23 protein-coding genes are annotated in these 22,821 nt (G+C 67.2%); 8 read left to right on the top strand and 15 right to left on the bottom strand.

All coding sequences use genetic code 11. The annotated features are described in order from the left end of the window. Positions 1–74: 74 nt before the first annotated feature. The 6 genes from ACO07J_RS10535 to ACO07J_RS10510 form a co-directional block, all read right to left on the bottom strand. Positions 75–830 carry an isochorismatase family protein gene (locus tag ACO07J_RS10535; RefSeq protein ID WP_422028781.1) on the bottom strand — a complete coding sequence of 252 codons (756 nt, stop codon included), beginning with the start codon at positions 828–830 and terminating at the stop codon, positions 75–77. A 131-nt stretch (positions 831–961) separates the two neighbouring features. Further along, the gene (locus tag ACO07J_RS10530) at positions 962–1,801 is read right to left on the bottom strand and encodes an alpha/beta hydrolase (RefSeq protein WP_422028780.1); all 840 of its coding nucleotides are present in this window, start codon (positions 1,799–1,801) and stop codon (positions 962–964) included. Positions 1,802–1,856: 55 nt separating this feature from the next. Further along, a complete protein-coding gene (locus ACO07J_RS10525) occupies positions 1,857–3,440 on the bottom strand; it encodes an alpha/beta fold hydrolase (RefSeq protein ID WP_422028779.1) in 1,584 nt (527 codons plus the stop codon). 70 nt (positions 3,441–3,510) lie between these two features. Then, positions 3,511–4,980 carry a catalase gene (locus ACO07J_RS10520; RefSeq protein ID WP_422028778.1) on the bottom strand — a complete coding sequence of 490 codons (1,470 nt, stop codon included), beginning with the start codon at positions 4,978–4,980 and terminating at the stop codon, positions 3,511–3,513. Positions 4,981–5,007: 27 nt separating this feature from the next. After that, positions 5,008–5,838, bottom strand: a complete 831-nt coding sequence (locus tag ACO07J_RS10515; RefSeq protein ID WP_422029759.1) for an alpha/beta fold hydrolase — start codon at positions 5,836–5,838, stop codon at positions 5,008–5,010. A gap of 451 nt (positions 5,839–6,289) precedes the next feature. Further along, positions 6,290–7,129: a sensor histidine kinase gene (locus ACO07J_RS10510; RefSeq protein WP_422028777.1), complete on the bottom strand. Its 840-nt coding sequence runs from the start codon at positions 7,127–7,129 to the stop codon at positions 6,290–6,292. Between the two features lie 78 nt (positions 7,130–7,207). Here ACO07J_RS10510 and ACO07J_RS10505 point away from each other — a divergent pair, with 78 nt between their 5' ends. The 3 genes from ACO07J_RS10505 to ACO07J_RS10495 all read left to right on the top strand — a co-directional run bounded on the left by ACO07J_RS10505 (position 7,208) and on the right by ACO07J_RS10495 (position 9,521). Beyond that, positions 7,208–8,167, top strand: coding sequence for an IS5 family transposase (locus ACO07J_RS10505; protein WP_422028735.1), 960 nt, complete (start codon positions 7,208–7,210; stop codon positions 8,165–8,167). A 324-nt stretch (positions 8,168–8,491) separates the two neighbouring features. Further along, complete coding sequence (locus ACO07J_RS10500) at positions 8,492–8,767, top strand: hypothetical protein (RefSeq protein ID WP_422028776.1); 276 nt, start codon at positions 8,492–8,494, stop codon at positions 8,765–8,767. 310 nt (positions 8,768–9,077) lie between these two features. Beyond that, positions 9,078–9,521, top strand: a complete 444-nt coding sequence (locus ACO07J_RS10495) for a response regulator transcription factor (protein WP_422028775.1) — start codon at positions 9,078–9,080, stop codon at positions 9,519–9,521. A gap of 17 nt (positions 9,522–9,538) precedes the next feature. On the opposite strand, the gene ACO07J_RS10490 is transcribed toward ACO07J_RS10495, so the two are convergent. Further along, entirely contained in the window at positions 9,539–10,162 is a 624-nt protein-coding gene (locus ACO07J_RS10490) for a response regulator transcription factor (RefSeq protein ID WP_422028774.1), read from the bottom strand. Between the two features lie 172 nt (positions 10,163–10,334). On the opposite strand from ACO07J_RS10490, the gene ACO07J_RS10485 reads away from it, so the two are divergent. Next, complete coding sequence (locus ACO07J_RS10485; RefSeq protein WP_422028773.1) at positions 10,335–11,291, top strand: helix-turn-helix domain-containing protein; 957 nt, start codon at positions 10,335–10,337, stop codon at positions 11,289–11,291. 52 nt (positions 11,292–11,343) lie between these two features. Here ACO07J_RS10485 and ACO07J_RS10480 read toward each other — a convergent pair whose 3' ends face one another. From ACO07J_RS10480 to ACO07J_RS10460, 5 genes are all read right to left on the bottom strand, one after another. After that, positions 11,344–12,021 (bottom strand): alpha/beta hydrolase, encoded by a 678-nt coding sequence (locus ACO07J_RS10480; RefSeq protein WP_422028772.1) that lies wholly within the window; start codon positions 12,019–12,021, stop codon positions 11,344–11,346. Further along, the gene (locus ACO07J_RS10475; RefSeq protein WP_422028771.1) at positions 12,018–12,938 is read right to left on the bottom strand and encodes a ring-cleaving dioxygenase; all 921 of its coding nucleotides are present in this window, start codon (positions 12,936–12,938) and stop codon (positions 12,018–12,020) included. The genes ACO07J_RS10480 and ACO07J_RS10475 overlap by 4 nt, the downstream gene beginning before the upstream one ends. A 238-nt stretch (positions 12,939–13,176) precedes the next feature. Further along, entirely contained in the window at positions 13,177–13,839 is a 663-nt protein-coding gene (locus tag ACO07J_RS10470) for a rhomboid family intramembrane serine protease (protein WP_422028770.1), read from the bottom strand. Between the two features lie 64 nt (positions 13,840–13,903). Continuing rightward, positions 13,904–14,332 (bottom strand): c-type cytochrome, encoded by a 429-nt coding sequence (locus tag ACO07J_RS10465; RefSeq protein WP_422028769.1) that lies wholly within the window; start codon positions 14,330–14,332, stop codon positions 13,904–13,906. A gap of 68 nt (positions 14,333–14,400) precedes the next feature. After that, positions 14,401–15,048, bottom strand: a complete 648-nt coding sequence (locus tag ACO07J_RS10460; RefSeq protein WP_422028768.1) for a TetR/AcrR family transcriptional regulator — start codon at positions 15,046–15,048, stop codon at positions 14,401–14,403. Between the two features lie 60 nt (positions 15,049–15,108). Between ACO07J_RS10460 and ACO07J_RS10455 the strand changes: the two genes are divergently transcribed. From ACO07J_RS10455 to ACO07J_RS10440, 4 genes are read left to right on the top strand one after another with little or no spacing between them, the layout of a single operon-like run. After that, entirely contained in the window at positions 15,109–16,425 is a 1,317-nt protein-coding gene (locus ACO07J_RS10455) for a flavin-containing monooxygenase (protein WP_422028767.1), read from the top strand. Continuing rightward, a complete protein-coding gene (locus tag ACO07J_RS10450; protein WP_422028766.1) occupies positions 16,422–17,318 on the top strand; it encodes a bile acid:sodium symporter family protein in 897 nt (298 codons plus the stop codon). The genes ACO07J_RS10455 and ACO07J_RS10450 overlap by 4 nt, the downstream gene beginning before the upstream one ends. After that, on the top strand, positions 17,315–18,244 hold the full coding sequence (locus ACO07J_RS10445; protein ID WP_422028765.1) for an SDR family oxidoreductase: 930 nt from the start codon (positions 17,315–17,317) through the stop codon (positions 18,242–18,244). Before ACO07J_RS10450 ends, ACO07J_RS10445 begins: the two co-directional genes overlap by 4 nt. Continuing rightward, positions 18,241–19,002, top strand: coding sequence for an SDR family NAD(P)-dependent oxidoreductase (locus ACO07J_RS10440; RefSeq protein ID WP_422028764.1), 762 nt, complete (start codon positions 18,241–18,243; stop codon positions 19,000–19,002). The genes ACO07J_RS10445 and ACO07J_RS10440 overlap by 4 nt, the downstream gene beginning before the upstream one ends. 263 nt (positions 19,003–19,265) lie before the next feature. Here ACO07J_RS10440 and ACO07J_RS10435 read toward each other — a convergent pair whose 3' ends face one another. The 3 genes from ACO07J_RS10435 to ACO07J_RS10425 all read right to left on the bottom strand — a co-directional run bounded on the left by ACO07J_RS10435 (position 19,266) and on the right by ACO07J_RS10425 (position 22,769). Continuing rightward, the gene (locus ACO07J_RS10435) at positions 19,266–19,769 is read right to left on the bottom strand and encodes a hypothetical protein (protein WP_422028763.1); all 504 of its coding nucleotides are present in this window, start codon (positions 19,767–19,769) and stop codon (positions 19,266–19,268) included. A gap of 17 nt (positions 19,770–19,786) precedes the next feature. After that, the gene (locus ACO07J_RS10430; protein WP_422028762.1) at positions 19,787–21,748 is read right to left on the bottom strand and encodes a YadA-like family protein; all 1,962 of its coding nucleotides are present in this window, start codon (positions 21,746–21,748) and stop codon (positions 19,787–19,789) included. Between the two features lie 115 nt (positions 21,749–21,863). Continuing rightward, the gene (locus ACO07J_RS10425; RefSeq protein WP_422028761.1) at positions 21,864–22,769 is read right to left on the bottom strand and encodes a LysR substrate-binding domain-containing protein; all 906 of its coding nucleotides are present in this window, start codon (positions 22,767–22,769) and stop codon (positions 21,864–21,866) included. Positions 22,770–22,821: the final 52 nt, after the last annotated feature.

The raw sequence follows: 22,821 nt of genomic DNA, 5'->3' as shown, positions 1-22,821 counted from the left end.
CCGCGTTTCCGCACGGCGGTGACGAGTCGCGCGAGGAGGGCGCAACTCGTCACTCAGGTATCCGTGTTCGGGGTTCAGTTATTGCTTTCCTGTGCCCGGACATAGCTCTCGATCACCGCTGAGTAATTCGGAGCGACCAGGGCGTAGAGCTGGGCGAGGTCCGCGGCTTCGGGCCTGTTCCAGGTGCGGTGTGTTTCAGAGAGGACGGCGTTGGTCGTGGTCGGGACAACGCCCGCCTGGGCGAAGCGGGCGACGGACACTCGGGATGCCATCTCGCTCGGGTCGCCCGACGCGTCGATGACCGCGTAGACATCATAGCCTGCGGCCTTCGCGTCCAGCGCCGGGAACATGACGCAGACGCTGGTCCAGACGCCGGCCATCAGCAGGGTCTTGCGGCCGGTGGCCTCGACGGCGGCCACGAAATCCGCGTTGTCCCAGGCGTTCACCTCGCCGTTGCGCGGCACATAGACTGCGTGGGGTGCGAAGCTGTGGATCTCCGGCATGAGCGGTCCGTTGGGGCCGCCGGGCTCGGAGGCGGTCGTGATTACGGGAATGTCGAGCAGTGTCGCCAGCTTGGCGAGCATTTCGACGTTTCGGCGCAGGTCGTCCACATCGATGTCCTTGACCGTCTGGAACAGGCCTGCCTGGTGGTCGAGAAGCAGGATCACGGTGTCCGAGGGATCGAGGAGCGACTGGCCACCGCCGGTGGGAAGGACGCTCGATTTGGCGGTCTGGGCATGCTGTGCGGCAAGGCCGGTCGGGAGACCGACAATGCCGCTTCCCAGCAGGCAGACAAACGCGGCAGACAACAGGTTTCGGAACGAACGCATTGTTTTTTCTCCGTGAAGGTTGGGGGCCACCGATCAGGGAAACCGTGGCGCGCGGCGGTGGCGGACACGCGGCGCAGGTATTGGGCGGGTCCGGCCGGCCCGCCGGTCGGACGCGGGGTGCAGATGACCGGCTACGCGGCCGCGGACTTCGGCACTCGTGCCGCGATCCAGTCGGAGATATCCGCCATCACCGACTCGCGGCCGATGTCGGCCAAGAGGTCGTGGAGATGGCCCTCGTAGATCTTCAGCGTCTTGTCGCGGGATCCGGCGTGGTCGTGGAAGAACCGGCTGTCCTGGCACGCGGTCGCCTTGTCGGCGCTGCCGTGCAGGATTAGCACCGGCAGGGTGATCCGACCGAACGAGTCGTGCAGCCGCTCGTCCGCGCGCACCAGCGCCGCCACCGTCGCCGCCGGTTGGGTCTCGTGACGGGTCAGCGGGTCGGCTTCGAGCGCGGCCAGCACCTCCGGATCGCGGGTGAAGTCCTTCATCTTCAGGGACAGGACACCAAGCCGCGGTGCGACGTGGCTGACCCCCTTGATCGCGGCCAGAATGATGCTGGGCGCCGGGACCTGGTAGGCGAAACTTTCACATATCAGGCCTGATATCTCCTCCTGATGATCGAGGCAGTAACTGCAGGAGACGACGCCACCGGCACTGTGTCCAAGGAGGAAGATCGGCAGGCCGGGCAGCCGTTGCCGTGCGATGGCCACAAGGCCCCGCAGGTCATCCACATAGCTGGCGACGTCATCGACATAGAAGCGCTCGCCATCGGACAGGCCGCGTCCGCGCAGGTCGAGTGCGAAAACCTCGTGGCCCTGGGCTGCGAACTTGCTCGCCACCCACTGGTACTGTCCGCTGTGGGAGTTCAGGCCGTGGCAGATCACGACGACACCGCGTGGCGGCGACGACGCCTTCCAGGTTCGCATGTGAATCCGGGTGCCCTCAGCGCTTTGGAAATCTTCTTCTAACATTGCCGTGCTCCGTTGAGTTGGGGGCAAGAGGTGGTGTGCGGAGGTGTGATGGCTGTCACGCCGGGTCGGAGAGGAAGCGGATGACTTCGTCGCCCAAGGCTTCGGGGAACTGGAACATGAAGGCGTGTCCGGAGTCGGGGTAGATCACGAGGCGGGCATTTTGCATCGCCTGGGCCAGAGCGAAGGACTGGTAGGTGGGGATCATCACGTCCTCGACCCCGTTGGCGATCAGCACGGGCTGGGTGATGTCCCCGACCCGGGTGAGCAGCGAGGTCTCGGCCGTGCCGACATCGCTGCCAGCAGACAGCATTGCCATCCACGACTCGGGACTGACCACGCGGTCGAAGGCGTCGGCGCGTTCGCGCAATCTGGCCAGGTGAGCCCGTCCGGCCGCCTGGCTTGTCGGCGTGTCCCGGAAGAACAGGTAGAGGAAATCCTCGTCCGAATTCACCGGCCGCGTCGCGACCTCGATCGCTTGCTCGCTCAGGTTCGCGCCTTCGACATAGCCGGCGCCGCTGCCGACGATGACGAGGCGCTGCACGAGGTCGGGACGCTGCAGGGTCAATTCCTGCGCGACGAGCCCGCCGAACGAGAAGCCCAGAAGGTCGACCTGATCGTAGCCCAGCGCCTCGATGAAGGCAGCGGCTCCTTCGGCCCAGCCGACTAGTCGCTCGGGCGAGCGGCCATCGGTTCGCGCGACGCCGACATTGTCGAAGACGATGACGTGACGGGCGGTCGAGAGGCGGTCGAGAAAGGCGGGGTCCCACTCGTCTATCGTCCCGCGGAACCGGTTGAGCAGGACCAGCGGTGGTTCGCCTTGCGTGCCCAGGGAGCGGTAGGCATAGGTGATGTCGCCGACCGTCTTCGACAGCGTGGCAGCACAGGCCGCGGCGCAGGGGGACGCGTCGCGACGGGCCGGCGGCTCCGTCGCCGCGGGCGAGACCGGCGGCGCAGGGACGGCCGAAGCCGACGCGCTGACAAGGGGCGAGGAATCGACGCAAAGCAGGGGCGCGTGGAGGTTCGCGTTGATCTTCAGTCCGGCGGTGATCCCGTCGCCCGAGGCGACGACCCTGCCGCCGATCAGGTCGAGCGGGACGGTCACCTCGACAGTGTCGCCCTGGAACCCCGTGGGATAGTCGGGGCTGTCGATCAGAAGCGGCACACCCGGCCAGGTTGGCGGCACCCTGGGCGTCGCGCCCTCTGGAATGTCGATCACCTTCAGGCCTGCTCCGCAGTCGTCATCGGTGGCCAGGACAACCCAGTGCGGATGCCAGATGTGGCGGTTGACGCCGCCATGGGCCGCGTCGTCGAAATCGGGGTGGAACGTGACCGCCAGCGCGACGATACCCTGGCCTGCGTCGAAGCCGATGTCGGCGCTGTCGAGATCGGTGGGCCAGACATAGGCGAAAACCTCCGAACCCGCGAACTGCCCCGTCGCGTCGGGGATGTCGACGCCGGCCTCGCCGCGCACGCGGCTTCTGAAGACGGCGGTGTCGCCGCTTGTCACGATCTCGGTTTCGACAAGGTCGAAGGAGGGGAAGATCACGGAACCAGCTTCCGGCGAGGCGGTGTCGGCGTAGGAGAGGCTCGGGCTGACGAGATGGGCGGCGAGAAGGGGTGCGAGAATGCTGCGGGTCATGAGGGGTCGCTTTCGGTGAAGGAGTGGGGAGGGAAAATGCGGGTCTGCCGTGCGCCGGGCGATACGCACGTCATCGTTCTGCCCCCGGAGCGGCCTCGGCGGGACGATCAATCCCGAGGGCCGCCGCCACGCCCGCGCCGTAGGCGGGGTCGGCACGGCTGCAATTGTCGACGTGGCGCTGAAGGATGTGGGCCTGGGCGCCGGCCATGGCGCGGGCGGTATTCTCGAACAGCAGCTGGCGCTGTGCCCCGCTCATCAGGCGAAAGAGGGCACCGGGCTGCTCGAAATGATCGTCCTCGGTGCGGTAATCCCAATGCGCGGCTGCGCCGTCGAGGGCCAGAGGAGGGTCGAAGAGGTCCGGTCCAGTGGCCCATTCGTTGCCGGTGCTGGGATAGTACGCCGGGGTCGCGCCGGCATTGCCATCGACCCGCATTGCGCCGTCGCGATGATAGGAATGGACCGGACAGACGGGCCTGTTGACGGGGATCTGCGGGAAGTTGACGCCTAGCCGGTACCGCTGGGCATCGCCGTAGGAAAAGAGCCGCGCCTGCAGCATCCGATCCGGCGAGAAGCCGATCCCGGGCACGATGTTGGCCGGGCTGAAGGCGGCCTGTTCGACCTCGGCGAAGAAGTTGTCCGGATTGCGGTTCAGCTCCAGCAGGCCGACCTCGATCAGGGGAAACTCGGCCTTCGGCCAGACCTTCGTCAGGTCGAAGGGATTGTGCCGGTGCCGGCGTGCCTGCGCCTCGCTCATCGTCTGTATGAAGAGCGTCCACCGTGGAAACCGCCCGGTCTCGATCGCCTCGAAGAGGTCGCGCTGGTGCGTCTCGCGGTCTGCGCCGATCCGGACCGCGGCCTCTTGATCGGTCAGGGTCCTGATCCCTTGCCGGCTTTGCAGGTGGAACTTGACCCAGCTCCGCTCGCCGCAGGCATTGACGAAGCTGAAGGTGTGCGATCCGAAGCCGTGCATGTGGCGATAGGTTTCAGGAATGCCACGGTCGCTCATCAGGATGGTCACCTGATGCAACGCCTCGGGCAGGAGCGTCCAGAAATCCCAGTTGCTGTCCGGGTTGCGCATTCCCGTGCGCGGATCGCGTTTGACGGCGTGATTCAGGTCGGGGAAGCGCAGCGGATCGCGGAAGAAGAAGACCGGGGTGTTGTTGCCGACGAGGTCCCAGTTGCCCTCGTCGGTATAGAACCGCACCGCGAAGCCGCGGATGTCGCGCTCGGCATCGGCGGCGCCGCGCTCGCCTGCCACGGTGGAAAAGCGCACGAATACCGGTGTGCGCTGTCCCACCGCGGCAAACAGCCGGGCCCGGGTGACCCGGGTAATGTCACGGGTCACCGTGAAGCTGCCATAGGCTCCCGCCCCTTTGGCATGCATCCGGCGTTCGGGGATCACCTCGCGGTCGAAATGTGCGAGCTTTTCCAGCAGCCAGATGTCCTGCAGCAAGGCGGGACCGCGCGGGCCGGCGGTCTGAATGTTCAGATTGTCGACGACGGGAGCCCCGTTTGCGTGAGTCAGAAAAGGAGAGTCCATGGCAGGTTCCGATCCGGGGGTGAGAGGTCAGGCGCGGATGAACGCCAGCAGGTCGGCATTCACCAGATCGGCGTTGATCGTGCAGATGCCGTGACCGAGGCCGGGATAGGTCTTCAGCGTCCCGTTCTGCAGAAGCGCGGCCGATAGCGGCGCAGAGTCGGCGTATGGCACGATCTGATCGTCGTCGCCGTGCAGGACGAGGACCGGCACCTCGATGGCCTTGAGGTCGTCGGTGAAGTCGGTTTCCGAGAAGGCCTTGATGCAATCGTATTGCGCCTTGGTCCCGCCCATCATGCCCTGACGCCACCAGTTCTGGATGACGCCCTCGCTGACCTCGGCCCCGGGGCGATTGAAGCCGTAGAACGGCCCGGCGGGCACGTCGCGGAAGAATTGCGCACGGTTGGCGACATGGGCCGCCCGGAACCCGTCGAAGACCTCCAGTGGCAGGCCGCCAGGGTTGGCCTCCGTCTTGACCATGATCGGGGGCACGGCGCCGATCAGCACCGCCTTGGCGACGCGGCCCGGCTTGGCGCGCGCGACATAGCGGGCGACCTCGCCGCCGCCGGTGGAATGGCCGATATGAACGGCGCCCTGCAGATCCAGCGCATCGGTCAGCGCGGCGACATCGGCGGCATAGGTGTCCATCTCGTTGCCGGTGTCGGTCTGGGTCGAGCGGCCGTGACCGCGCCGGTCATGGGCGATGACCCGGAAGCCCTCGGCCAGGAAGAACATCATCTGCGCGTCCCAGTCGTCGGCCGTCAGTGGCCAGCCGTGGTGGAACACCAGCGCCTGCGCATCGCGCGGGCCCCAGTCCTTGTAGAAGATTTCGGTGGTGTCGGCAGTGGTAACGTATCCCATGGTTGGACGATCCTGTGTTGAGGTGGAAGTATGTGCGAAGCTGCCCCGCGCCGTGGCCAGCGCGGCAAGAGCGGCCGCGCCAAACATCATCGCCTCGCGGCGCGTGAGCTGGCGAAGAGCGGGGATGGCGGTAGTCATCGGCTGGTCCTCGGTTGTTCGGGAAAAGGGATGGCGGCCTGGCTGCACCGCGTGTTCGATGCCGGCACCTGCGCGGCGAGAGGCACGGTGAGGCCGCGGTATTGAGCGGTCTGCCGTACCGTGTCGGCCGCGACCCTTCGAGGGAGGGAAAAGGGAAGGGTCGCGGCCATGCCGACGCGCGGGGACCGCTGGGGAGCTTTGGGGAGTGAGCGGTCGAGGGGCGTCATCGGTGTCTCCGTCGCATCGTCAGGTGCGGTAGGAAGACGGTACCAGCGGGGCCTCTGCCGGGGACCTATACGAAGGTTTGGAAGCCCTATCCCTTGGCACGAGAGGGGATAGGCGCCTCATCGTGTGCGCGGGTCGCCAAGGGCAGATCGAACTGGAACATCGCGCCGCCGTCCTCCGCGGACTGCGCGGTGATCCGGCCGCCATGCGCCTCGATACAGCTTTTGCAGATCGCCAGCCCCATGCCCATCCCGCCCTGGCGGGTCGAGTAGAAGGGTTGGAAGATGACCTGCAGATCTTCCTCCGGCAGACCGGGGCCGGAGTCTCGTATGGTCACGACGACCCGGTCGCCGCGCTCCCGCGCCGAGACCGACAGGTCACGTGCGCCAGGAGCCGTCGCAACGGGCTGTTCCGACATCGCCTGCGCCGCGTTCATCATCAGGTTGACGATGACCTGCTGGATGTTCACCTCGTCCGCCTGAATTGGCGGCAGGCCATCTGGCACGTCGAGATGCACGGCCACGCCGTGCATCCGCAGCTCGCGGTCGATCAGGGTCACGCTGTCTTGCACGATGGTCGCGAGATCGCTCGCAGTGGCAGAGGCAGGTGCGTTCGCAAGGAAGGCCCGCGTCCGATCCACGACCGTCATCGCGCGCGAGGCCGCGGACAGCGTGTTCTGCAGAGCGCCTGCCGCCTCTTCGAGGTCCGGCGTCTCGCGCGACAGCCAGCGCAGCGCGGCTTCGCTGCTCGAGACGATGGCGGCGAGGGAGGAGTTCACCTCATGGGTGATCGACGCGGTAAGCGCGCCGACTGTGCTGATCCGTGAGGCGCGAGCGAGGTTCTGCTCGGCGCGGGCCAGACGGGCCTGTGTCTCCTTGTAGTCGGTAATGTCGATGTCTGCGACGAGTATGTCTTCGAAATCCCTCATGTTCGCGGGTAATCCGGCAAGAGACCTCAGCGAAACTTTGAGGATTCTTCTGTTTCGGTCGAAGTGGTATGATTGGCCATGAGACAGAGCTTCACCACCCAGCCCGCCCTTTTCGCCTCCCATGAGCTGTTCGAGCATCCCGCGCTTGGGGCGCTGGACGCGGTGGAGGAGGTGATCGACTGGTCCCGGATCGAGGCGCTGTTGCCGCGGGGCGAGGAGCGGCGGCAGACGGGGCGGCCGGGCTATCCGGCGCAGACGCTCTTTCGGGCGCTGCTGCTGGGGCTGTGGTACGACCTGAGCGACGTGAAGCTTTCCGCGCAGCTGGCGCGGGACCTCCTGTTCCGCAAGTTCTGCCGGCTGGAGCTGGACCAGGGGGTGCCCGAGGCCTCGACGCTGGGGCGGTTCCGGGCGCGGCTGGGCGACCGGCTGGAGGCGGTTCTGGCCGAGGTCGTGGCGATGCTGGAGGACGCCCGCGTGGTGCTCGCCGAGGGGCGGATCGCGATCATCGACGCGACCGTGGTGGAGGCGGCGCAGAGCGGCTACGACCGCCGCGACCCGGAGGCGGGCTCTGCGGTGAAGCTGACGGTGAAGGGCCGTCGGCGGGCGGTCTGGGGCTGGCAGGCCTTCGTCAATGCCGACGAGGACGGGTTCGTGCGGCGGGTGGCGGTGAGCCCCGGCAACCGGGCCGAGGTGGACAGCCTCGAGGATCTGGTGGTGGGCGACGAGGCGGCGCTCTATGCCGACGGGGCCTATTCCAGCCCGCGCAGCCGGGCGCTGGTGGCGCGGACGGGCATGGCCGACCGGGTGCAGCAGCGCGGCGCGAAGCACAAGCGGCTGGGCCCGCAGGACAAGGCCCGCAACGTCGAGATCGGGGTCACCCGTGCCCGGGTCGAGGCGATCTTCGGGCACTGGAAGCGGCACTGGGGCCTGCGCCGGACCCGGTTCCTGGGGCTTGCGAAGATGCGCATCCTGACCGGGCTGGCCGCCGTCGGCTGGAACCTGTGGAAGGGCGCGCGGTTCCGAACCCTTTACGGCTGAGCGACCATGGTTATCTCCCGAAGCCTCACAGGCCGGGTCGACCGAAAACCCCGACAGAGCCCTGGCCAAAGCGGTAGCCGCATCAGAACCACCTCGGACATCCACCTGCGAGAGAGGCGTGCGTTTCGCTGAGGTCTCGGCAAAGAAAAGCGTGTCGACTTCCTTGCCGTCCGGCATCGTGATGTGGGTCTCGGACCGATAAATCGTGGCCCCTCCGGCGAAGGCGATCAGCCACTGGATGAACGTATGGTCGGTATCTGGCAGAAGTGACTCGAGCGACCCCAGCATCTGCTCCTTGCAGCCAACCCCGGCCCGCTGCAGCGCGTGGTCATTGACGTCGGTGATCGTCACGTTGCGCCGAATGGCGCGCAACTCGTCGGGGTGCTGCGCGAAGTAGGATTGCATGTCGGTCACGCCACTCTCGAGCAGGCGGATCACCGCGTTCCTCGCCGCCGACCAATCCTCGTGCCAGAGCGAAACGCCGGCGCGCTGGAACAGGATCTCGTTCCAGCGGTCCGCTTCCGCAAGCCTTTCCTGCAGTCGCTCGCGCGCCGCGCGGCAGAGGCCGATGGCCAAGGCTTGCAGCGCGATAGCCAGTAGACACAGCGTCAGGCTGATCACTGAAAGAGGGCTGGCAGGAAGCACGGCCAAGCCGATGACGGGCAGGGCCAACAGGACCAGGATCAGGCTGTCCCATCCTGTCCAGCGCGACCTTTTTCGCCGGGTTCCCGGATCGTGCGCCCAGGCGGGAAAACCGTTCGGTGCGAGGCGTCGCTGTGGTTTCGCGGAGCCCTCGCTTGGCCACAGGGTGAAAACCTGACGCATGATTCCCCGAACGCTACGCTGACGACCGCGACCGGTCGGCATCATAGCACGCCCCGGGCGGCCGCACTCCTGAACCTTCGCATAGTTGCCGGGCGGGATCGGAGCGGTCAATCTGGACTATCCAAGTGCACGATTTTCCGGGAGGCGGGACATCGAACGGACAAGTGTACGACCGCTCGTCAGCATCGTTGATGACGACCCCAAGGTCCGGATCGGGCTGTCGAGCCTCTTGCGGGCCGAGGGGTATCGCGTGAACCAGTACGACCACGCAGAGGCCTTCATCGCTGCTCTGCCGGAGGGAAGGCCCGACTGCCTTCTGACCGACATCCAGTTGCCGGGGTTCGACGGGCTCGGCCTGCAACTCGAGATAAGACGGCAGTTCCCGGATCTGCCCATCATCGTCATGACTGCCTATCCAAATCCGGCGGTCCGCGACCAAGCTAATCGTCAGGGGGCCCTGTGTTTTCTCGGCAAACCTTTCTCCTCCGAGGAGCTTTTGCGATTCATCCATCGCGCGGTGGAAAGGTGAGGCCAATGGCGGCACGTTTACACCCGATCCTCGATACTCAGCTGCCCCGCCATGCGGACAAGTTCCGCGAGGTTCCGGGCCCCCATCTTCCGCATCGCCGCAGCACGATGAAACTTGATCGTGATCTCGCTGAGGCCCAGCTCGAACGCCGCCTGCTTGTTCATCAGGCCTTCCGTGACAAGCCGCATAACCTGCCGCTCGCGTTCGGACAGGGTGCGATAGCGATCGACCATCCGGGCCCGCTCGCCCTCCTGCGACCGTCGCTGGCTTTCGCGGGCGAGAGCGATGGTCACGGCGTCCAGGAGATCCTGATCGCGGAAGGGCTTGGTGAGAAAATCGACCGCCCCCGCCTTCATCGCGCGCACCGACATGGGGATGTCGCCGAAGCCGGTCATGATGATCACCGGCACAGTGACGCCGAGGGTCGCCAGTTGGGCCTGGAAATCAAGCCCGCTCGCGCCCTTGAGACGCACGTCGAGCAGAAGGCAGGACGGCCTGTTCTCGCGCGGCGTTGCGAGGTAGCTGTCTGTCGTCTCGTGGGTGCGAACGTCAAAGCCCGCCGATCGCAGAAGCGACGTCAGGGCACGCCGCACAAGGTGATCGTCGTCGATGACATGAATTGCAGCGTTCGCGTCCGTCATTGCCAAGTTGGCCCCGCCAGAGATTGGAAATCGATCTTCCGGAAAATAACCCCGCTTGGTACACTTGTCTTTGCCGCAGGTGACTTCGGTTTGACCGTGTGTGCCGTACTCGGCGCGCGCGGTTCGATCCGGGCCGCCGGTCGCGGAAGTCCAGCCATCGGAGGAAACGATCGTGGACGCGCCTTCGCTTCATGAATTCGGCGCCCGGAAATTCCGGCAGGGCGGGCTTCTTGCCGACTCGCACGACCGACCCTGGCAGAACCTCTGCGCCGAACTGCGCAGCCACACGCAGGGTGAGATCCTGCCGCCGCCGCCGACGCAGCTCGAAGTCACCATGATCGTCAGGGGATCGGCCTCTGTCGTCCGTCGCCGCACCGAGAGCTGGCAGCAGACCGTCGCGCGCGACAGGACCCTCTGGTTCTGCCCGATCGGGGTGCAGGAAGAGGAAATCGACCTGTCGGCGGACATTCCCGAGGTCCTGCACATCTATCTCCCACGGGACCAGTTCGCGATGCTGTCCGAGGTCGATGGCCTGGCCACGGCATCGCCGATGCAGATTGCGTATCTTGCGGGTGTCGAGGACGAGCTCGTCCGCCAGATCTGCTTCCGCATCCTGCAGGAACTGATTGACGAGACGGCCGGCGGGCAGATGCTGGTCGAAAGCCTGGCCGGGAGCCTCGCGGCGCATCTGGCCGCGTCCTACAGTTCCGCGTCGCACCGGCCGCCGCGTCCGGAACGCGCGGGGCTCGACGCCCGCCGTCTGAACCGGGTCGTCGAATTCATGCACGCCCATATCGCGACGCGGATTTCCGTCCGCGATCTGGCCGACGTCGCCTGCCTGAGCCGTCACCATTTTTCCCGTGCCTTCCAAGCAGCAACCGGCCTGCCGCCGCACCGATACATAAGCGAGCTGCGCCTCGACCTGGCATGTCAGATGCTCAGCGAGACCGACACGCCGATCAGTCAGATCAGCGAGGTCTGTCAGTTCACGTCCCAAGCGGCTTTCTCGCGCGCCTTCCTGCGGGGCACCGGCACGACCCCGTCGGAATACCGCCGTACCCGGAAGACCGCGGATCAATCCCGCCCCATCTACTTGATGGGCATGAAGAAAGACGAAAGCCGGCGGTAGCCCGCGGTCGTGTGCCTGTCCGCAGCCGGTCCGCTCGTCGGCAACCGGTTTGTCAGCGTCGCTGGGCGGTGGAGGCTTCAGGCGGCACGTTCAGATGGGATCTGAGCGCCACGACATCGCCTTCGGTGATGCTGTGGATCGCCCCCGGCTCGATCCGCGCCGTGACCCTTGCGCCGAGGTGTCGAAGCACCTTCTCGCTCTCGTGGAACCTTGCCAATGGGATGTGAGGGTCGCGATCATGACAGCTCATGTCCATGTGCAGCCCGTCGAGGCGGCCGTCGTAATCGAAGCGCTTCGGCGTGAAGCCATATAGCGCCGGCGTCGGCGCGCCGTCCGCATCGGCAGTGCCGAGAAGCCCGCCGGTGAAGGCGAAGACGGCTGACAGCCCGAGGCCCGAGCGCGCCGCGTATTCGAGTGCGAGGCACGCGCCCTGGCTGAAACCGCAGACCGAGATCGACGCGCGGGGCAAACCGGCGCAAGTGAGCGCCGACACTGCCCTATCCACCGCCTCGAGCGCCGGTTCGAGCCAGGGTCCAAGTGCCTCCATCGGTGCCATGAAGCTTGTCGGCCACCAGGACCGGTCAGGCGCTTCCGGCGCGATCATGGCGACTTCGGGTAGGGCCAGACCCTCGGCGAAGTTGATCATGCCGTGCGCGGCGGCGCCCCGGCCGTGCAGCAGCACCAGACCGGCCGTGGCGCGGTGGGCGGGGGCGCCGCCCTGCGCGGTCATTCCGGCACTCTCAGCGCCGGCAACATCCGTTCAATCCGGTCGCGCATGGCTTCGTATCGCGGCGGCAGCATCAGCGCGCGCCCCATGGTCTCGGCCGGTTCGTCCGCGGCGAAGCCCGGCGGATCGGTGGCGATCTCGAACAGGACGCCGCCCGGCTCGCGGAAGTAGATGGCGTTGAAATACTGCCGGTCGATCACCGGCGTAACATCGAAGCCCGCCGCGCTGAGCCGCTCGCGCCAAGCCGCCTGCACCTCGTCGGTTTCGGCGCGGAAGGCGACGTGATGGACAGTACCCGTCCCGTTGCGCCCGCTGCCGGGGGCGTCCGAGCGGACGATGTCGATGACAGATCCGCGCCCGCCGCCCTCGGCGGTGAAACGCAGCCGCTCGACACCGCCGTGGGTTTCGGTTCCGGTCTGGGCGAAGCCGAAGTGGTCGACCAGCAGGCGCGCGGTCGGCTCGGGGTTCCGTTCCCACAGCGTGACCGAGTGGAAGCCGTCCGGCGCGTCGCCGTCGATGTCGCTTTCGATTAGCTCGACCGGCGCGCCGTCGGGATCGCGCAGGGTGATGAACCGTTCACCGAAACGTTCTGCCGGTCCTTCGAAGTCCTGCGCTTCTTCGGCGAGTTTCAGCATCCAGTCGTCGAACGCCGCCTTCGGCAGCCGCCACGCGACAGCGCTGGCCATGCCAGGCCCGGCTCGGCCGGGGCCGGCATCGGTAAAGGGAAAAAAGGTCATGATCGTGCCGGGCGTGCCGGCCTCGTCGCCGTAATACAGATGATAGGTATCGGGCGCGTCGAAGTTGACGGTCTTCTTGACCAGGCGCTGCCCGAGGCAGCCGGCATAGAAATCGTAATTTTCCTGGGGCGCTCCACAGATCGACGTGACGTGGTGGAGGCCGGGGATGAGGCCTGCGGGCATGCTTGCGGTCCTTTGCTGCAAGGGCAGTGCGTTTGGTCACGTTACAACCCGCTGCTTTGTGCGGCTAGTAAACCTTGGCATAGGGCAGGCCATACTTCGGCGGCACTGACCGCCTGCGCCGCGAGCCGGAAATCAGTAGTGCCATGTGCGCCCGTCGGGCCATCGGTTCGGTCGAGAATCCAACGTCGGTATAACGTCGGTATTTTGTCGGTATTGCGTCGGTGCGACAGGCCGTGCCTTACCGGTTCCGCAGCAGGACCAGCCCGGCCAGCCCGCCCGCCAGCCAGCCGCCGAGGTGGGCCTCCCACGCCAAGCCGCCGGAGAGCATGACGAAGAACGCGACGTTGGCGGCGGCCAGCCCGAGGATGGCGGTGAAGACCGGTTTGAGGGTCAGGCCGTGGCGGCGGCGGAGGTAGTACTCGTTGGCCTGCCAGAGCCCGACGAGGCCGAAGACCGCCCCCGAGGCGCCGATCATCGGCGCGTTGGTGAAGGCCAGCAGGCCGAAGAGCAGCGCGCCGCCCACGGCCGAGAGGCACAGCACCGCCAGGGTCCGGGCGGGGCCGACGCGGGCGGTGACGAACTTGCCCAGCGACAGCAGGATGACCGAGTTGAGCGCGAGGTGCATCAGCCCGCCATGCAGGAAGGCGTGGGTGAGAAACATCGCCACCGTCTGGCCGGGCCAGGCGGGCGGGATGGTGCCCGCGAAGACCGGCTGCCAGAAGGCGCCGAGCGCGTAGGCCTGCCAGCGCAGGCCGGTTGCGCCGATATAGCCGGAATCCGACAGGCTGAGCACCAGCTCGATCGCGGCCATGATGCCGACGAGGGCCCAGAGGAATCCGGGCGCGCCGATCTGGCTGGCCTGTGGCGGGGGCGGGCGGCTGTCGCGCGGTGTGGAGGTCATGCAGGGGACATAGGGACTTGGACGGGCAGGGCAATGGCCCCCGCCCGGCGGCGGGGTGCCGCGGTCACGGCACGTAGGAGGTGGGCGGCGGCGACTGGACGCTTTCGAGGTAGGTCACAACCGCGACGAGCCGGGCGGGCACCTGTTTGGTGATCCCGTTGCCGGTGTCGAAATCGACCAGCGGCCCCTTGGTCAGCCCGCTGATGACCGGCATGCCGTCGCGCGGGTTGGTGCGCCTTGTATAGCCGTCGACGATCGACATGACTTCCAGCGATGGCCAGACCCCGTTGCGGCGGCTGGCGATCCTGGTGAGGTCGGCGGGCGGCGTATTCAGGCCGGCGGCGAGAGGGCCGTCGCCCCGGGCGGCGGAGCCGTGGCAGGAGGCGCAATTCTCGGCGAAGATGGCGCGGCCGGTGTCGCGCGAGACGGAGGGCGATTCTTGCGGGGTGCATGCGGCGGCGGCGAGGAAGGCGGCGATCAGGGCGTGTCTCATGAGGGGCCTGCTGTGATCAGGTGATTTGCGGGTGGTCTTAGAGCATGCGTGTGGCGTGGTCCATCCCGTCACGCGGCGAGACCCGCGGCGCAGTAGCGGATCAGGTGGTCGATCTGGTCGGCCTCCGGCGCCGGGGCGTGGCCGAGCGCGGCGATCCGGCCCTGCGAGGTGAGCAGCGCCAGCATGGCGGAGACGGAGAAGACGAAGCCCTCGGCCACCTGGCGGCGGGTGGCGTCGGGCCGCAGCGCAAGGAGTTCGGCGAGGAAGATTTCGGCGGTGGGGTCGAAACATTCCGCCGCGAGGCCGCGCCAGCGGTCGTCTGTCGAGACGAAGGCCACGATACGGGCGTAGTGGCGCCAGCCGGGGTCCAGTTGCGAGAGGTCGAAGAACGGGCGCATGAAGGCCGACAGGAGGCTTTCGAGCGTGAGTGTGCCGCCCTCGCGAAGGCGGGAGAGGGCATCGAGCCGGGCCTTTGAGAGCGGTTCGGCGCGGCGGGCGACGGTGCGGTGAAAGAGCGCCTCCTTGCCGCCGCCGTGGTGGTGGATGGTGCCCACGGGCTCGCCCGCCGCGGCGGCGATGTCGCGGATGGTGGCGCCGTCGAATCCCCGGTCGGCGAAGACGGCCTCGGCCGCGTCGAGCACCCGCTTTCGCGTGGCCAGCGCCCGCCTGGAGGGAGCTCTTTTTCGTGCGCTGTCAAAGGTTTGTTCCGGAGTCATGAAAACATCTTGCCTTAAGTTGAACAGATGTTCAAGTTAAGGGCGACATGGGAGGACATCATGAGTGATGCGCGCGACAGGTTTGCCCTGATCGGGGCCGGGCCGATGGGGCTGGCCGCGGCCAAGCTGCTGGCCGAGCACGGGATCGGGTTCCAGGGGTTCGAGCTGAACGATGATGTCGGCGGGCTTTGGGATATCGAGGGCCCGCGCTCGACCATGTACGAGACGGCGCATTTGATTTCCTCGAAGCGGATGACCGAGTTCACCGATTTCCCGATGCGCGACGAGGTGGCGGAGTACCCGTCGCATCGCGAGATGAAGCGGTATTTCCGGGAGTTTGCCGAACGGTTCGACCTGTACCGGCATTACCGGTTCGGGGCGGAGGTGCTGTCCTGCGAGCCGCTGGGGGCGTCGGGCGAGGGCTGGCGCGTGACGTGGCGGGATGCCGAGGGGGAGCATACGGAAGAGTTTGGCGGCGTTCTGATCGCCAACGGCACGCTGAGCACGCCGAACATGCCGGCCTTCGAGGGGGAATTCACCGGAGAGCTGATCCATTCGTCGGCGTATCGGTATCCGGGGCAGTTCGACGGCAAGCGGGTTCTGGTGATCGGGGCGGGGAATTCGGGCTGTGACATTGCCGTGGATGCGATCCATCACGGGCTGTCCTGTGACGTGTCGATGCGGCGGGGCTATCATTTCGTGCCCAAGTACATTTTCGGCAAGCCGGCGGATACGCTGGGGGGCGCGATCAGGCTGCCGATGGCGCTGAAGCGGATCGTGGACGGGACGATCCTGAAATGGTTCGTGGGAGACCCGCAGAAATACGGGTTTCCGAAGCCGGATTATCGGCTGTACGAGAGCCACCCGGTGGTGAATTCGCTGATCCTGTATCACGCCGGGCATGGGGATGTGCGGATCAGGGGCGACGTGGCGCGGTTCGAGGGGAAGACCGTGCATTTCCGGGATGGGACCAGTGGCGAGTATGACATGGTTCTGGCGGCGACGGGGTACAAGCTGGATTACCCGTTCATCGATGACGGGCTGCTGAACTGGACGGGGGATGCGCCGCATCTGTACCTCAACTGCATGCATCCGGAGCGGGATGATCTTTTCGTGCTGGGTATGGTCGAGGCGTCGGGGCTGGGCTGGCAGGGACGGCACGAGCAGGCGGAGATGGTGGTGCGGTATATCGAGGGGCTGAGGGCAGGATCGGAGGAGGCGCGGGCGTTGCAGAAGGCCAAGGCCGGCGGGTTCGAGCGGGCGACGGGGGGGATGAGTTACATCGACCTGCCAAGGATGGCCTATTACGTGGACAAGGCGACCTATCGCAAGGCGGTTGGCCAGTGGATCCGGCGGCTGGGCGGGGCCGGGGCATGATCGACGAGGCGGTGCTCGATTTCTCGGCGGGGTCGCTGACCTTGCTGAACGCGATACTGGCGGTGGTGATGTTCTCCATCGCCATCGATCTGAAGCCGGGGGATTTCAAGGCGTTGGCGCGGGCGCCGAAGCCGCTGGTGGTGGGGTTGGTCTCGCAATTCGTGGTGTTGCCGGTGCTGACCTTTCTGCTGGTGCTTGTCGTTCAGCCGCAGGCGTCGGTGGCGCTGGGGCTGATGCTGGTGGCGGCGTGTCCGGGGGGGAATATCTCGAACTTCATCACCCATCGGGCCGGGGGGAACGCGGCGTTGTCGGTGTCGATGACGGGGGTGGCGACGGTGGGGGCGATTTTGCTCACGCCTTTGAACATTGCCTTCTGGGGGAGCCTATACGGCCCGTCGGCGGAGATCTTGCGGGCGACGGAGATCGACCCGGTCAGGATCGCGGTGACGGTGGGGCTGATGCTGGTGCTACCCTTGGTGCTGGGTGTGACGCTGAACGCGCGGCGGCCGGGGGTGACGGCGCGGTTGCGGCGGCCGTTGCAATGGCTGTCGATGGCGATTTTCGTGGGGTTCGTGGCGGTGGCGCTGGCGGCGAACTGGGCGCAGTTCCTGGCCTATGCGGGTGGGATTGCCGGGCTGGTAGTGCTGCATAACGCGCTGGCCTTGTCGGGCGGGTATGCGACGGCGTGGCTGGCGGGGCTGTCGGCATTCGACCGGCGGGCGGTGACGATCGAGACGGGGATCCAGAATTCGGGGCTGGGGCTGGTGCTGATCTTCGGGTTCTTCGGGGGGCTGGGCGGCATGGCCGTGGTGGCGGCGTTCTGGGGGATCTGGCACGCGATTTCGGGGATCGCGCTGGCGTCGGTGATGGCGCGGACGGAGGCGGCGAGGTGAGCGGGGTGTTGGTCACCGGGGCGGCCGGGATGGTGGGGCGGGCGCTGGTCAGGGCGTTGCCCGCCGGTGACGTGGTGGCGACGGATCTGGCGCGGGGGGCGTTGCCCGAGGGGGTGGCGTTCCGGCGGATGGATGTGACGGGGGGCGACCCGGATGGCGTGATCGGCGAGGTGCGGCCGGAGGTGGTGGTGCACCTGGCCTCGGTGGTGACGCCGCCGCAGGGGATGACGCGGGAGCAGGCCTTTGCGGTCGATGTGACGGGCACGCGGAACGTGCTGGCGGCTTGCGTTCGGCACGGGGTGAGGCGGCTGGTGGTAACGAGCTCGGGGGCAGCCTATGGGTATCACGCCGACAACCCGGTGCCGCTGACGGAAGAGGCGCCGTGCCGGGGGAATGTCGAGTTCGCCTATGCCGATCACAAGCGGCAGGTGGAGGAGATGCTGGCGGAGGCGCGGGAGGCGCATCCGGGATTGGAGCAGGTGGTGCTGCGAGTTGGGACGGTGCTGGGCGCGGGTGTCGAGAACCAGATCACGGCGCTGTTTCATCGCAAGCGGCTGCTGGCCATTCGGGGCTGTGACAGCCCGTTCGTGTTCATCTGGACGCGGGACCTGGCGCGTATCCTGCAGCGCGCGGCGACGGATGGCCCGGCGGGGATCTACAACGTGGCGGGAGACGGGTGGCTGTCGGTGGACAAGTTGGCCCGGCGGCTGGGCAAGCCGGTGCTGCGGCTGCCGGCCGCGGCGTTGAAGGCGGCGCTAGCGGTGGGGCGGCCTCTGGGGCTGACGCAATACGGGCCGGAGCAGGTGCGGTTCCTGCAATATCGGCCCGTATTGGCCAATGACCGGCTGAAGGAGGTGTTCGGCTACGTGCCCGAGCTGAGCTCGGCCGAGGTGTTCGAGCTGTGGCGACGGGAGGCGGGGTTGTGAGGACGGCGGTGATTTCGGGCGGCAATGGCGGGCTTGGCCGGGCGCTGGCGGCGCGGCTGGAAGCGGAGGGCTGGCATTGCGTGCTGATGGACCGGGATATCGCGGGGCTGGAGGCGACGGAAGCACGGACGCCGGTCGAGGTGGACCTGACCGATGCGGCGGTGCTGGCGCGGGCGGCGGCGGAGGTGATCGCGGCCCGGCCGTCGATCGACATGGTGATTTACAACGCCGGCGTGTCGCAGATCGGGCCATTCGCGGAAAGTGACGAGGCCAGCCACCGGAGGGTGTTCGAGATCAACTATTTCGCGGCGGTGGCGATGGCGCGGGCGTTCCTGGGGCCGGTGCGAAAGAGCGGGGGGGTGCATCTGGCGATCTCCTCGGCTGCGGGGTTCGCGCCGTTGAAGAACCGCACGGCCTATGCGGCGTCGAAACACGCGCTGGAGGGGTTTTTTGGCTCGCTCAGGTCGGAGGAGATGGCGCATGGGGTGCGCTGCCTGATCGCGGCGCCGAGCTTCGTGGCGACAAATATCGGCAATGCGGCGCGCGGGGCGGACGGGATCGTGCGGCCCGGCTCTGCGGCGGACGGGGTGGATTACATGACGCCGGAGGATGCGGCGGAGGAGATCCTGCGCGGCGTGGCGCGGGGGCGGGCGTTCATCCCGGTGGGGCGCGTTGCGCGGCTGTCTTGGTGGGTCAGGCGGTTGGCGCCGGGGGTTTATGAGCGGATGATGCGGCGGCGGATCAGCGGGGAGGGGTAGGGTTGGTGGTTGGTTATGCGTTGATTCCGCCGGGCGAGCGCCGGCCCGTGGGGAGGCGCTGCAACGGTGTTGGCATGCGCTTTATGGTGCCGGGTACGTCTTGCCCATGAACGTGGTGCTACCTCGCCAAAGCGCCTGCCCGTCGGGGCGGCGTCGTCCATTGGGCTCGAACCAATGGCGCCTCAATGAACGACCGCTCGCCCGGCGCCGCGCTTAGGCGCGGCTTTGTTCCGGGCGCATGACAGTTTCTTCCGTAGGTCGTATTACTCGTTGCTCTCTTCCGCGTCCGCCGCTGGCTCCTCGGCTTGCGGTTCGGGTGCCTCGATCGGGTCGAAGGCACCGACCGAAGCGTCGAGCATCCGCCAGCGGCCGCGTTCCTGCAGGAAGACGAGGTCGAAGCTGAAATGCCGGGGCAGGGTGGGGAAATATCCGGTGAGGCGCATCTGGTCGTTGCCGGCGGCGATCCGGGCCTGAAGGATCTTCGGTTCCACCACGAGGACGGGCAGCATGTCGAGCCCGGTATTGCGCAGCTCGGCAAAGCGGGCGGCGAGTTGGGTGGCGTTGTTGGCGGCGCCGAAATCGCGGGCGGCGTAGTCGCGCAGCACGGTGTAGTTGCCCGTGCGGTTGCCGTGATGCACCGCCGTCAGCACGTCGCGGACTAGGGCGGTGGCGAAGCTGCGTTCCACCTGCTCCTGCGCAAGGCCGGGGGTGGCCAGCAGGAGGAGGGCGAAAAGCGCCGCGGATACTGTCCGCGGCGCCTTGGCCATTCTTATCGTCGCAAGGCCTACCAAGAGTAAGTTACACCAATGCGGCCGCCCGTCTGGCTGTTATTGAAACCGTGGGTGACGCCTGCGTCAAGCTGGACATTGGGGCTGACCCGGAAGCCCATGTTGACGGCCATCGCGCTCGAGCCTTCGAACATGCCGACGCTGGTCGAGAGCGCAAAGCTGCGGTCGGTGGGCACGTAGGGGGTGCTGAGCGCCATCGCCATGGCGATGCCTTCCTCGTTGTTCGAGATGCGGCGGCTGTTGTTGGCGATGCCGGCGCTGTTCGACCGGACCTGCCGGCTGAGCGCGGCCGACGGCATGACCGAACGGTCGACGGCGAGGTTGCCGTCGGCGTCGGCGGTGACGTAGCCCACCGGCGTGCCCTGCGCCGCGGTGCTTTCGGCCGAGGCGACGCCGGGCATGGTGTAGGTGTTCTGGGCGTTGCCCATGGTGAACTGGTTCGCCCGGGTGGCCATGGCGCCGTTGCCGATGGCGACGGAGTTGGTCGCGCTGGCCATGGCGAGGTTGCCGAAGGAGAGCGAGACCTCGCCCGAGGCGGTGGCGCCTTCGCCGACGGCGGTGGAGCGGACGCCGGAGGCGGTGGCGAGGTGGCCGAAGGCCTGTGCCCGCTCGGCCGAGGCGGTGGCCTGCCAGCCGACGGCGGTGGCGCCGGGGCCCATCGCCGTGGTCTCGCCGCCGAGGGCGGTGGTGGAGGGGCCGTTTGCCATGGCGGTGTCGCCAAGCGCGATGGCATCGGTGCCGTTGGCGATGGCCTCGTTGCCGATGGCGGTCGAGTTGTCGGTCTGGGCGTCGGCGTTTTCGCCGATGGCCAGCGAGCGGACGCCTTGGGCCGTTGCCAGGTGCCCGAAGGCCTGCGCACGCTCGGCGGTGGCCTGGGATTGCCAACCGATGGCGGTGGCGCCGGGGCCGGTGGCGACGGTTTCGCCGCCGACCGCCGTGGTCGAAGGACCGTTGGCCGAAGCGGTGTCGCCGAGGGCGATGGAGTCGATGCCGTTGGCGATGGCCTCGTTACCGATGGCGGTGGCGTTGTCGGTTTGGGCGTCGGCGTTCTCGCCGACCGCGAGGGAGCGGACGCCTTGGGCTGTTGCCAGGTGGCCGAAGGCCTGGGCGCGTTCTGCCGTGGCCTGCGACTGCCAGCCGATCGCGGTGGCGCCGGGGCCGGTGGCGACGGTTTCGCCGCCGACCGCAGTGGTCGAAGGACCGTTGGCCATGGCGGTGTCGCCCAATGCGATGGAATCGATGCCGTTGGCGATGGCCTCGTTACCGATGGCGGTGGCGTTGTCGGTTTGGGCGTCGGCGTTTTCGCCTACTGCGAGGGAGCGGACGCCTTGGGCCGTGGCCAGGTGGCCGAAGGCCTGGGCGCGTTCCGCCGTGGCCTGGGACTGCCAGCCGATGGCGGTGGCGCCGGGGCCGGTGGCGACGGTTTCGCCGCCGACCGCAGTGGTCGAGGGACCGTTGGCCATGGCGGTGTCGCCCAATGCAATGGAATCGATGCCGTTAGCGATGGATTCGTTGCCGATGGCGGTCGAGTTGTCCGACTGGGCGTCGGCGTTCTCGCCGACGGCGAGCGAGCGTTCGCCTTGCGCGGTGGCGAGGTGGCCGAAGGCTTGCGCGCGTTCGGCGGTGGCCTGCGATTGCCAGCCGACGGCGGTGGTGCCCGGGCCGGTGGCGACGGTCTCGCCGCCGATCGCGGTGGTCGAGGGGCCGGTGGCCGAGGCTTCGGAGCCGATGGCGACGCCATCGGTGGCGGTGGCGTCGGTGGTCGACTGGTCGCCGACCGCGACGGAGAAGTCGCCGTCTGCCGTGCTGTTCACGCCGCATTCCACGCTGTTGGTGCCTGCGCCCGTGTTGCACGGGGCGGTGGCGTCGGCATAGGCCGCCCCTGCCGCAAGCATGACGAATGCGCTGGCCGAGCCGTTGAGGAGCCTGACCAGTGATGTTTTACCCTGTTGTACCATTATGACTTGTTCCCGGAATGATCCTGTTACCACGATGCGGAGTCACGGATCGGAGGGGGAATAGTTTCAATATTTCTTATTTTTTTGTGAGGTGGCGTGGCCGGAGCCCGGCAGGTCAGATCGGGCCGGGGTTGAAGGTGTCGGCTTCGCGGACCAGGAATTCGGACAGGGCGGCGGCGGGGCTGTTGGGGGGCTGGTTGACGCGGGTGACGATGTAATAGGCGTCGTAATCCAGCTCTCGCGGTCCGAAGGCCTGGACCAGCCGGCCGGCGCGGAGGGCCTCGCCGCCGAGGAACCAGTCGGTCATGGCGAAGCCCGCGCCGTTGCGGGCGAAGGCCACGGCGTCGTGATGGGAGCCGGCGTGGATCTCGCGTTCCGGGCGGAACTGTTCGAGGCCGCGGCTGGCGAACCACTGGGACCAGATATCGCCGTCATCCTCGTGGATGAGGGTGGCGCGTTTCAGGATGTCGGGGTTCATCGGCAGGGGGCCCCGCATCAGGTCGGGGGCGCAGACCGGGAAGATGGCGGTGTGCATGAAGGGGGTGACGGTGCAGCCGGGGAAGCTGTGGGCGGCGTAGACCACCGCCATGTCGACATCCGCCGGGAGCGAGGTCATCGTGCGTTCGGCGTAGCTGAGTTTCAGCGACAGGCCGGGGAAGCGGCCGAGGAATTCCGTCAGCTTGGGGTTGAGCCATTCGACCATGAGCGAGACGGGCACGGCGAGGGAAAGCTGGCCCGAGAAGGCATCGGTCGAGAGCGACAGGGCGGTCGAGGATATGCCGGCGAAGCCCTGCTCGATGGCGCTGAGAAGGCGTTCGCCCGCCGGGTTGAGCTCGATCCGGCGGCCGCGGCGGTCGAAGAGCGTGACGCCGAGGGAGGTTTCGAGTGCGCGGACCTGGTGGCTGACCGCGCTTTGGGTGACGTTGAGTTCAGCGGCCGCGCGGCCCATGTGCTGATGCCGGGCGGCGACCTGGAATGTCTGCAGGGCGTTGAGGGACACCCAGTTGTCACCGATCTTCATGGCGCGCTCCGATCAACAAGTTCAGATCATCAGCTTAAGCAAAAATACTCTC

The organism is Roseovarius sp. (assembly GCF_965228755.1).
Taxonomy (GTDB): domain Bacteria; phylum Pseudomonadota; class Alphaproteobacteria; order Rhodobacterales; family Rhodobacteraceae; genus Roseovarius.
Note: the sequence above shows the minus strand (reverse complement) of the source record. Positions and strands in the feature narration are given on the sequence as shown.

Bases quoted from the DNA above. Each gene is read 5' to 3' on its own strand.
- ACO07J_RS10535 (WP_422028781.1), bottom strand. From the start codon at position 830: ATGCGTTCGTTCCGAAACCTGTTGTCTGCCGCGTTTGTCTGCCTGCTG.
- ACO07J_RS10530 (WP_422028780.1), bottom strand. From the start codon at position 1,801: ATGTTAGAAGAAGATTTCCAAAGCGCTGAGGGCACCCGGATTCACATG.
- ACO07J_RS10525 (WP_422028779.1), bottom strand. From the start codon at position 3,440: ATGACCCGCAGCATTCTCGCACCCCTTCTCGCCGCCCATCTCGTCAGC.
- ACO07J_RS10520 (WP_422028778.1), bottom strand. From the start codon at position 4,980: ATGGACTCTCCTTTTCTGACTCACGCAAACGGGGCTCCCGTCGTCGAC.
- ACO07J_RS10515 (WP_422029759.1), bottom strand. From the start codon at position 5,838: ATGGGATACGTTACCACTGCCGACACCACCGAAATCTTCTACAAGGAC.
- ACO07J_RS10510 (WP_422028777.1), bottom strand. From the start codon at position 7,129: ATGAGGGATTTCGAAGACATACTCGTCGCAGACATCGACATTACCGAC.
- ACO07J_RS10505 (WP_422028735.1), top strand. From the start codon at position 7,208: ATGAGACAGAGCTTCACCACCCAGCCCGCCCTTTTCGCCTCCCATGAG.
- ACO07J_RS10490 (WP_422028774.1), bottom strand. From the start codon at position 10,162: ATGACGGACGCGAACGCTGCAATTCATGTCATCGACGACGATCACCTT.
- ACO07J_RS10480 (WP_422028772.1), bottom strand. From the start codon at position 12,021: ATGACCGCGCAGGGCGGCGCCCCCGCCCACCGCGCCACGGCCGGTCTG.
- ACO07J_RS10475 (WP_422028771.1), bottom strand. From the start codon at position 12,938: ATGCCCGCAGGCCTCATCCCCGGCCTCCACCACGTCACGTCGATCTGT.
- ACO07J_RS10470 (WP_422028770.1), bottom strand. From the start codon at position 13,839: ATGACCTCCACACCGCGCGACAGCCGCCCGCCCCCGCCACAGGCCAGC.
- ACO07J_RS10465 (WP_422028769.1), bottom strand. From the start codon at position 14,332: ATGAGACACGCCCTGATCGCCGCCTTCCTCGCCGCCGCCGCATGCACC.
- ACO07J_RS10460 (WP_422028768.1), bottom strand. From the start codon at position 15,048: ATGACTCCGGAACAAACCTTTGACAGCGCACGAAAAAGAGCTCCCTCC.
- ACO07J_RS10455 (WP_422028767.1), top strand. From the start codon at position 15,109: ATGAGTGATGCGCGCGACAGGTTTGCCCTGATCGGGGCCGGGCCGATG.
- ACO07J_RS10450 (WP_422028766.1), top strand. From the start codon at position 16,422: ATGATCGACGAGGCGGTGCTCGATTTCTCGGCGGGGTCGCTGACCTTG.
- ACO07J_RS10435 (WP_422028763.1), bottom strand. From the start codon at position 19,769: ATGGCCAAGGCGCCGCGGACAGTATCCGCGGCGCTTTTCGCCCTCCTC.
- ACO07J_RS10430 (WP_422028762.1), bottom strand. From the start codon at position 21,748: ATGGTACAACAGGGTAAAACATCACTGGTCAGGCTCCTCAACGGCTCG.
- ACO07J_RS10425 (WP_422028761.1), bottom strand. From the start codon at position 22,769: ATGAAGATCGGTGACAACTGGGTGTCCCTCAACGCCCTGCAGACATTC.